Consider the following 9,632-nt stretch of genomic DNA (forward strand, 5'->3'; position numbering starts at 1 on the left):
AGTAGGCAGAGAAAATCCAAGCAAAACAACACGTTAGACGGTATTATTAATTCGCTTGCCGCTTAAGGTTCTGTACATGAGCGTGACCTACGGCGGTATCGAGCAGAGCTATGCCTATGATGCTCTGGGTAATCAGACCTTCTTCCGCAATGGGCTGGGCAATGCGGTGTACTGGAGCTATGACAACGCCGGGTTGTTGCTGTCACAAACCAATAGTACCGGTGTACGGACCGAATATCGCTACGATGCCTTTGGCCAGCAAATCTACAAGGGTGAGGCAGCCACGCTTTCGGGTAGCAGTGCTACGGCCCAGCGCATCACCCGCAGCACCTACAACAATCGGGGCTTGCTGACGGCCCAGGGTGAAACCGATGTGGCGGGTAACTGGAAGGCCAACAGCCTGACCCACGTGTTTACCTATGACCAGGCGGGGCGTCGGGTGACCGACAGTATCGGCACGTCTCTGGTCGATGGCCGGACCGTCTATACCCGCTACGATGCGGCGGGGCAAGTACTACAGAGCCGCAGTATCGGTGGGGTGGTCACCAGTTACAGCTATAATAACGCCGGCCGCAAGACCAGCGAGCAGATTGCGGGTCTGGCTGCGAACCTGCAGACCTGGAGCTACGACACCTTCGGCAATGTGACGCAGCTGGTGCAAGGCGCCAAGACCACCACCTACACCCTGACCGCCCACAAAGAGGTGGCGACCGCCACCACGGGGAGCGAGGTGCGCACCTACACCTATTACGGCAATGGCTGGGTGCAAAGCATCGAGGATAAGGACACCAGCGCCACCGGTACCTGGGCAACCCTGGGCGCTGATCTGGCGAAGTGGAAAAGTAACAATGTGGGTGGCACCAACATGACCACTACGTCCAGTGGTGCCGTACGGATTGACAGCAGTACTTATACCTACAATGCATTGGGGCAGCGAGTTACCGAGTCCAGCTCATCCCAGCGCCAAGTGGTGCGAACCGCGACCTGGCAAGAAGCGCAAACCTATGGCGCCCCTATCACCAAAACCCTCAGCGAGACGCTGCTATACAGCTCCTCCCGTACCATCAATAGCACCTACGATGCCCAAGGCCGTCTGGTGCAGGTTAGTTCACCGCAAGGCAAGGTGACGCCGACCATCCTGGACTCGGCTGTATCAACCTATGGGTACACGCCACCGACCAACGTCAATGTTGACCAGGCTTCCGGTCTGTTGGCACTGACCTACGCCTATGATGCAGCGGGCAACCGCCGTCAGGTACAAAGTCAGACCTATAAAACCGCGACAAAAGGAGTGGTGGAAACCAAGAACTACTACTACCTGTATACCGCGGACAACGTGCTGTACTTTGCCAATGCCACCTCGGCCAATGCCAATTACACAGCGGCCGCCTCTTGGCAGCAAGATACTCGCTACATGCTGACCGATGCTCTGGGGCGGCGGATTGGTGAGAAAGCGAAAGATGGCAACAACTACAGCTATCAGAAGTACGACTATCTGTATGGCAGTAGCAATGTCGGCTCACAATACGAGACCAAGGCCACCACCAGCTTCCTCGATTTAAGTGGCACGACGCTCAGCAAGCACTACGCCCGCAGCTACGATGACTGGGGGCGTCTGGTCACCCAGAGCACCTATGCCATATACGCCGGTGAAGGCCACAGCCTGTCCACCGTCGGTCGACTGATTGGTACCGACACCTATAGCTGGAACAGCTCTAATCAGCTGACGACACAGACCAGCAAAAAAGAGGTGGTTGATGTTGAGTATGTCTCTCCGCCGACCACGACTCCCACCAACCCCTACGGTGGTCCGCCATCGGTTGCCACGACGCAAACGGCGGTGATGGTCACCGCCTCGGTGGTGAACTACACCAGCTACGACAGTGCCGGAAATTTGACCGCGTACAGCGTCAATGCCTACAAGACAGATGTCTCGTTTGCCAACAATACGACGAAGAATGTTGTCGACTATACCGAGACCCACACCAAGACTTACAACTTCCTGGGGGGCAGCTATCAGTTACTGAGCGATGCGGTCGCCACCACCAAGAACAAGTGGCGTCCCAGCTCGCTGAGCTACTACTACACCAATACCGGCGAGCTGATGTATGTGCGCGGCACCAACACCACGGTGGACGGGCATGACCGCTTTATGGTGGCCAATCGCGATGGCCAATTGATGTCCCGTCGCGATGGCAAGAAGCTGCAGGATTACTACTACAGCAATGGTCAGGTGCTGGGAACAGCGGGTACTTTGTTGACACCGGGCAAGGCCGACTTTGCCAGTGACTTCAGCAGCAATGTGCAATCCCAAAGCGAGATGGCGCTGACCTCACCGGGGACATACACGGTGCAAAGTGGCGATACGCTGCAGAGCATTGCCGGCAAGCTGTGGGGCGACAGCTCATTGTGGTACGTGCTGGCCGATGCCAACGGCATCGAGAGCAACAGCTTGCTGACCGATGGGGTCCAGCTCACCATTCCGAGCGTCAACGAGACGTTGCACAATACCAGCTCGACGTTCAAGCCGTACAATGCCAGCAGCATCATCGGGGCCAGCGAGGCGCAACCGATAGCGCCACCGGCACCGAGCCAGTGCGGTGCCATGCTGGTCACTCTGGTGGTGATTATCGTGGCGGCGGTGGTGACTTATGGGGCGAGCCTGGCTTTGACGGCCGCTGCAGGTGGTACTGCGGCAGTGACCGGAGGAACGGCGGTTGCGGTTGGCATGGGAGCCGCGGCGGCGGGAGCCATGGCAGGCAACGTCGCCGGTCAGCTGGTCGGTATGGCGATTGGCCAGCAGGATGGCTTCGACTTGGGCTCGGTGTTCAAGGCGGGTGCGCGTGGCGCGCTTGCTGCGGGTGTCGGTGCCATTGCCGGAGCGGCAGGCGGACTGGCAGGAGAGGCTGGTGAGATAGGTTACATAGCGACCCAGTCGGCGGTACAGGCTGCTGGAAACTACCTGATTAACAAGGCGATGACCGGTGAAGGTGGCTTTAGTTGGGCGGGTATCGCGGCCAACGTGGCCGGCTCGGTAGCGGGGCATTATGCCGGCGCGCAGATTGCGGGGGATGGTACGGACGCCAATCTTCTGATGATGCGGGATATGGCCAGCAACTTCGCGGGCGGCTGGGCCGAGAACAGTGCCCGGCAGTGGCTGGGTATCGGCGGCAAGCGCGAGTGGAGCGATATCGCCATCGATGCATTTGGCAATGCGGTAGGTAACAGCATTGCGGGCAGTTATCAAAAAGAGGCTGGGGATGAAGTACAACGTCAACAATTAATAGCAGACCAGATAGACAAGCTGGAGGGGGATTACCTCAATGTTTATAACGAAGCAATGGCAGCAAACAAATATGGAAAAGAAGTCACTAAAGAAACAGCCTTGGAGTTGGCTTCGTTGGTAGATCTTCGGGATAAAGTTAACGCAATGAGTGAAGATTTGACCACAAGGGCCGATACCACCAGCACTGACTATCAAGAATTGCTGAAAGAGCGTAATTTGGCGGTAGCATCGCTTCTTGCAACAGATGTTTATTTCGATAAACCGCTTGCTAGCCTGTTACCCGATGGGGTCACTGCTGTATTGGCCAATAAAGCCTTGAAAGGTTATGGCGTATCGGCCGATCAATTGAATACAGAATCAGGCTACTTTGCCCGTATCTACAACGACTCCCTGACTAACGCGCCTATCTTGGTCGATCGAGGAACCGAAATGGATCGCGGTGTTGGAGCTATGGTCAATGATTGGATTGCCAATATTGGCCAGGGTTTGGGGATCAAGGTTGATCAATACAAGCAGGCAATGAGCGTTGCGACGCAAATTGTAAAAAGTCAGAATGGAAAAGAATTAACCTTTGTGGGGCATTCTTTGGGCGGCGGGCTGGCCTCAGCTCAGGCGCTGGCGACAGGACATTCAGCCATTACCTTTAATAGTGCGGGCTTGCATGAAGATACGGTAAATAAACCACAAGGCAACGCAAATGACCTGGTGAAAGCTTACTGGCTTGACGGAGAAATACTTTCGTCATTGCAGGATAGTAAATACAGCATCATGCCTACAGCGGTAGGTAGACGGGATATGTGGTCAGTCAATAATTTCAACCACAAATCAACTCCCTCATCGCTGGATAAACATGGTATGACCTATGTGGCACGTTCACTAGGAGCGTATTCGTTAGGTTTGTTTAATGAATGAGCACTCAACTGGGTAACGGTATGCAAATATATTTATATTCGTTAGCGAAACGCTTTTGTATCTTATGGTTTTGCTCTTCATTTTTGGGGTGTACAGCAGTGGGACTAGATAATGATGACGCGGTACGCCGCTTTAGCGATCCACAAGTTCAGCAATTAGTGCGGGCGGCCCAATCGGGTGATGTTGCGACTATCAATGAACTGGTAGCCGCTGGTGTGGATGTCAATGCGCAGGGCGAAGAGAATACCACACCGTTGATCTGGGCTATGACAGCACACAGTTATCGGGGAGTAGAAGCGCTGCTGGCTCATGGAGCCAACCCCAACCAGCGCTATGAGCATGGCTATACGCCGCTGTGGTTTGCCGCCGGTGGTAATGATCTCACCTTGTTGGAGATGCTGCTTAAAAAAGGGGGGGACCCCAATATATGGGTAGACAGAAATATGAACCCGTTGATGTTTGCTATTGAGCAGGATCGTATCGATAACTACAGGATGTTGCTCAACTATGGAGCAAACATTAACAACGTCAATGAATTACACAATGGCATTGCGGTTTATGCCGTAGCTATTGGAAACTTCGAGCTAGCATATGAAATATTGATGTCCGGTTATAAAACTGAACTTGAAGATTTTTCCAGGTCTGTATATATACGTCAAATTTCGACGGATTCTGACCAGTATCCCTATAAGGAAAAGGTGATTACTTTTCTTAAAGCCAAGGGAATCGCCTATCCTCCCCCTCCACAGCCACCAGCAGAGAGCAAGATCAAGCTGAATGCAGACTACCGTCAAAAATTGGAGGCCCTAGATAAAGAGGGTAAACTACCAATAGGCTCAAGAGGTCGAGAAATACTCGATCATGACAGAAAACTGGATAACGATAGTGAAGCAGTGACGGCGCAATAAATTTTTTATTCGTTAATAGCTAAATACTTTGTCTGCCGCATTTGGTTTATTCTTTGTTCCCTACACGAAGCGAAACGAGTGGCGGAATGGATTAATTCAGATCATTAGAGGAGCGATAATTGTTACTTGCTTACCAAAAATAAAGCCCAAGTGAGTCTTTATTGGGTTTGTTATTGATGATGGATGGGAAATGATTCACCAAGCAGAAACCTGCGATCAATCTCCCAGATTGAGGCGACAGTGCCGTTCTGTACAGATCAATGCTGAACGGAAACTTAACCTATTGTAAGTTAAGTAAAATTTTAGGGGCCGACCATGTCTGACACTCTCTTTACCGATAATGAATTGTTCCATCTGGCCATCGCCGCCGCACGGCAGCAGCAGCATGAAGCCACGCTGCGCCATCTTAAAACCCTGTTGGCGCGCAATCCGGATCACGCCGATGCGCAGTATCTACTGGGGACCGCCTATGCCACCTTGGGCATGATGGAGGAGGCCGCGCAGTCGCTGATGCTGGCACTGCAGCAGGCACCGCAACTGGCGATTGCCCGTTTTCAGTTGGGGTTGGTGCAACTCGGCTTGGGCAAGCCGGAGCTGGCCAGCCAATGGTTGCAGCCACTCACGACTCTGGAGCAGGAGCCTGTGCTGCAGGCCTTTGCCCGTGGAGTTCTGGCGATCCAGGCCGGCGATCGCAGCGCGGCGGAACAACTGATCCGCCACGGGATCAGCTTGAATACCGCTAATCCGGCGCTGAATCAGGATATGCAAGGCCTGCTGGATGCACTGGAACATATGCAACTCGGTGGCAACCAACCGAGCAGCGAGGTGACGGAGCTGCAGGTGGAGAATGCCTACTTGCTCGGAGCCTATCGCCAGTCATGAGTAAGGTTGAGCGTAGCGCTCTGTCGCGACTACATGCCGTCACCCCGGCGCGGGCCGCGCGCACGCGCCAGGGCAAAGGAGCGGTGCCAACCCAAAGCCGCCTGGTCAAGCAAGAAACACTCGAAGTACTCTACCGTCGACTGGCCGAACAGGTACCGGAGAGCGAGTTTGCCCATCAGCTAACCAGCGCCCTCTTAGAGCGCACCTTTGGCGAGCGACTGCTCAGCCCACTGTCCCGCGAAGAGCTGAGCACCAAGGTTATGCAACTGTTGCAGGATAACCCGCAGGCGGTTGAGCTGTTCAATGCCTTGAAGTTTCCCGCCAAAACCAAGTAGAAGCAGGATTAATCGGATTCGTTCGAACTCGGCCTATTCGATGCTTCAACCTTGAAAAGCATTTCGCGACAAGATAAGAGAAAATACTTGAGAGTGCTCACATAATCCACGGCCGTTAAGGATTGTTAATTTTGGTAAGTGACCGTAAATTGCACGGCAAGTAGTTCCTATTGAGTCAGCCATGTTCCCACAAAGTCGAATCGCGTTGTTAGAGACTTACCTTGTCAGCGATCCAGAAAACCCACGCCTGTTATCTGAGTTGATTGAACTATTGCTGCGTGGGCAGCAGCTCGAACTAGCGTGGGAATATGCACAGCGCGGGCTGCCGCTAGCCGACAAATCCCCGCAGTTAGCCTACTGGGTGAATACGGCTGCATTAGCGAATAAATATTACGAACAAGTGATAACTCAGTTAACCGCCATGATGCCGTCGGGTGAAACTGAGCTGTGGCAGTTACATAATCTGATGTATGCCCAGCTGCACGCGGGGCAGTATCAGGCTCTGCTGGCATTAGCGGCCAATCACTACCAGCAGGTGTTATCTCATCTCCCTACCCGTATTGTGTTAGCTCGAGCTTACTATTTGATGGGTGAATTGCAGCTTGCTTATAACTTGCTGGTGCAGGCTGCTGAGATGGCTACCGATAATTCAGCTGAACTCTATGGGTTGCTGAGTTTGATAACCCTAGATCTGGGTCGTAATGCGGATGCGGAACACTATTCTGGCCGGGCATTAAAGCTGGATCCGTTAGCCTGTGAGGCCTTGATTACCAAAGCCGCGCTCGCTCTAGCCGCATTTGACGCACCAAGCGCTTATCAGCATTCATCCTTGGTACTCGACACCTATGGCCCGGAAATAGGGCGTGCACAATTGATCCTGGCTCAGGCGCTGTTGATTCAACATCAATTTGCGCAAGCGCAACTGCATTTCCAGCGGGCAGCAGAACAGATGGCCAATCACCAGGGCACCTGGCTGGGTCTGGCATGGACCGAACTCTTGAATAACCAGTTAGCTGCAGCTGTGCCGCACTTTGCCAAGGCTTTGGAGTTGGATCCTAATTTTGCAGAGGCGCAAGCGGGGGTTGCAATCGCAGCTTTGCTGAATAATGAGATGGAAAAGTGTCAATACCATAACCAGCGGGCGTTGCGACTGGATCCGCGTTGCATCACAGCGCGCTATGTTTCCGCATCCTTATTGGCGCGCGCGGGTCAGCACCAAGATAGCAAGCGGATGATGAGCGAGATATTGAATTCGCCACTGGGCGAGGGTGTGGAAACTATCCAGCAGCGCGTCATTCGCCATTTGGCTCAAGCGAATGAACAATGATTCAATTATTTTTCTTTTGGCTGATACGTTATTAAATGCGGCCAAACTAAGTGCCCCCATTTTATTGGGTTGCCTAGCCATAGGTCTATTAATTAGTTTATTTCAAGTCGTTACCCAGATCCAGGAAATGACATTGACCTTTGTCCCGAAGCTGATTGCTGCTGGAGTGATCTTGGTATTTACAGGCAAATGGATGTTAGCAACTCTGGTGGCCTTCACGATCAAACAGTTAACTGCCTTGGCTGGTTTTTAAGATGAATATTGGCCGACTATGAACAGCATTATATTTTCTTTTATCTTTGCCATGCTTCGGCTTACGCCATTATTCATGTCATCGACGCTGAGCATTATGCCCAAAATGCCAATGAGTGTGCGGGGCATATTGTTGATCATGCTGAGTTTTTGCCTGGCATCAGGAAATCAGGAGCATATTGAATTCAAGAACAACAGCATGTTTATTTATGCTTGTGTCTGTGAACTTGTTTTTGGTATGGCATTTTTGTTTGCAATTAGCATCCTGATGGGAGCTGTGGATATGGTTGGGCGCATGATGGACTCGCACAGTGGTATAGCCTCTGCAACCTTATTTAACCCCATGACTGAAAATGCGTCCGGTATCATTGCCAACATGTTGTATGTGGTGATTGCGGTATTAATCTGGTTAACCGACACTCATCTGCAGCTGATCCGCCTGTATGAGATTTACCTCTCTGTCTTGCCATTAGGGCGAGCTGGAATGCATTTCGATGCCGGATATTTTATTGGCTATGTGAATGCTGTTTTTATTTTCGCGTTTCTAATATTTAGTCCAATATTTGCTATCTTGGTGGCTGTCGACACCGTGATTGGTATTGTTTCCAAAATCATGCCACAGATGAATGTGTATTTTGTTACTTTACCAATAAAAATCATGACAGCGATGATCATCCTCGGCTGGATGCTCAGAAACAGTGGTGCTCAGATAAAGTATCTGATCCAGCACGTCATCAACTTTATGCTGGGGTTGTGACATGGCTGAACAACAGGAACAAAATCGGAGCGAAAAACCAACAGCCTATAAATTGGGTGAGGCAAGGAAAAAAGGCCAAGTAGCAAAAAGTATCGAGCTGCCTGTCATTACAGGTTTGTTGATGTTTTTAATGGCATGGGAGTTCTATTCCTCAACAATCGCTCACTTGATAACTTTTTCACTACGAAATTCATTGAGTTCTTTGATAAGCACATCCGCGTTACATGTGACCTTGGCCGACAGTTATAGCAATCTACTGTTTATTTTTGCTGAGATATGCTTGCCAATTTTAGTGACCTTGTTAGTCACTAGCGTAGTGACCTCTATTTTTCAAGTCGGGTGGATATGGACAACAGAACCGCTACAAATTGACTTTAATCGATTAAATTTCATCGAAGGAATTAAAAAACTATTCACCATCAGAACCCTGTTTGACGCATTGAAGGCGATTCTGAAGCTGTTGGTGGTGGGTGTATTTATCTATATTGAGTATGAAGATGTGGCTAGGAATCTGAGCCATCTGCGGTTTGTGAGTCCATCCCAATTCCGACCCGCGTTAGAGCATGAGGTCACGGGGTTTGTCATTAAACTCATCATACTGTTAGCGTTTATCGCGCTGCTCGATTATTTTTTTGTACGTTGGAATTACCAACGCCAGATGATGATGTCCACGCGGGAGATCAAGGATGAATATAAGAAGAAAGAAGGTGATCCTGATATCAGAAACAAACGCAAAAAAATACAGAATGAATTGCTGGCCAAATTAATCGGGCTGGGTAATGTGAAAAATGCAGATGTTGTAGTAACCAACCCTACGCACATAGCCATTGCATTGAAGTACAATCCAACGGATATGTTGGCGCCTAAAGTTATTATTGCCTCAAAAGGTTTCTTGATTACCACCATGATTCAGCCCTTCAGGACTACACTTAAATGGTTCTGTTCTGGAGGGTTAAATCATGGCCAGAAACAA

The 9,632-nt window shown here is 51.0% G+C and carries 8 protein-coding genes; all 8 read left to right on the forward strand.

Features of this window, described 5'->3' with window-relative positions:
- Nucleotides 1-76: 76 nt before the first annotated feature.
- Entirely contained in the window at nt 77-4,198 is a 4,122-nt protein-coding gene (locus tag ACYVG7_RS08450) for a LysM peptidoglycan-binding domain-containing protein (RefSeq protein WP_460882715.1), read from the forward strand.
- The gene (locus tag ACYVG7_RS08455) at nt 4,195-5,106 is read left to right on the forward strand and encodes an ankyrin repeat domain-containing protein (protein WP_460882716.1); all 912 of its coding nucleotides are present in this window, start codon (nt 4,195-4,197) and stop codon (nt 5,104-5,106) included. Before ACYVG7_RS08450 ends, ACYVG7_RS08455 begins: the two co-directional genes overlap by 4 nt.
- A gap of 315 nt (nt 5,107-5,421) precedes the next feature.
- Nucleotides 5,422-5,988 (forward strand): tetratricopeptide repeat protein, encoded by a 567-nt coding sequence (locus ACYVG7_RS08460; RefSeq protein ID WP_460882717.1) that lies wholly within the window; start codon nt 5,422-5,424, stop codon nt 5,986-5,988.
- Complete coding sequence (locus ACYVG7_RS08465; RefSeq protein ID WP_460882718.1) at nt 5,985-6,323, forward strand: hypothetical protein; 339 nt, start codon at nt 5,985-5,987, stop codon at nt 6,321-6,323. The genes ACYVG7_RS08460 and ACYVG7_RS08465 overlap by 4 nt, the downstream gene beginning before the upstream one ends.
- A 181-nt stretch (nt 6,324-6,504) precedes the next feature.
- A complete protein-coding gene (locus tag ACYVG7_RS08470; RefSeq protein ID WP_460882719.1) occupies nt 6,505-7,650 on the forward strand; it encodes a tetratricopeptide repeat protein in 1,146 nt (381 codons plus the stop codon).
- Entirely contained in the window at nt 7,640-7,903 is a 264-nt protein-coding gene (locus tag ACYVG7_RS08475; RefSeq protein ID WP_460882720.1) for a flagellar biosynthetic protein FliQ, read from the forward strand. Before ACYVG7_RS08470 ends, ACYVG7_RS08475 begins: the two co-directional genes overlap by 11 nt.
- Nucleotides 7,904-7,921: 18 nt before the next feature.
- A complete protein-coding gene (locus tag ACYVG7_RS08480; RefSeq protein ID WP_460882721.1) occupies nt 7,922-8,659 on the forward strand; it encodes a flagellar biosynthetic protein FliR in 738 nt (245 codons plus the stop codon).
- Between the two features lies 1 nt (nt 8,660).
- Nucleotides 8,661-9,632, forward strand: a 972-nt coding sequence (locus tag ACYVG7_RS08485) for an EscU/YscU/HrcU family type III secretion system export apparatus switch protein (protein WP_460882722.1), incomplete at its 3' end; no start/stop codon positions are given.

It is taken from the genome of Pseudaeromonas pectinilytica, from assembly GCF_054780855.1.

Excerpts from the sequence above, each read along its gene's own strand:
- ACYVG7_RS08450 (WP_460882715.1), top strand. The coding sequence starts at position 77 with ATGAGCGTGACCTACGGCGGTATCGAGCAGAGCTATGCCTATGATGCT.
- ACYVG7_RS08455 (WP_460882716.1), top strand. The coding sequence starts at position 4,195 with ATGAGCACTCAACTGGGTAACGGTATGCAAATATATTTATATTCGTTA.
- ACYVG7_RS08460 (WP_460882717.1), top strand. The coding sequence starts at position 5,422 with ATGTCTGACACTCTCTTTACCGATAATGAATTGTTCCATCTGGCCATC.
- ACYVG7_RS08465 (WP_460882718.1), top strand. The coding sequence starts at position 5,985 with ATGAGTAAGGTTGAGCGTAGCGCTCTGTCGCGACTACATGCCGTCACC.
- ACYVG7_RS08470 (WP_460882719.1), top strand. The coding sequence starts at position 6,505 with ATGTTCCCACAAAGTCGAATCGCGTTGTTAGAGACTTACCTTGTCAGC.
- ACYVG7_RS08475 (WP_460882720.1), top strand. The coding sequence starts at position 7,640 with ATGAACAATGATTCAATTATTTTTCTTTTGGCTGATACGTTATTAAAT.
- ACYVG7_RS08480 (WP_460882721.1), top strand. The coding sequence starts at position 7,922 with ATGAACAGCATTATATTTTCTTTTATCTTTGCCATGCTTCGGCTTACG.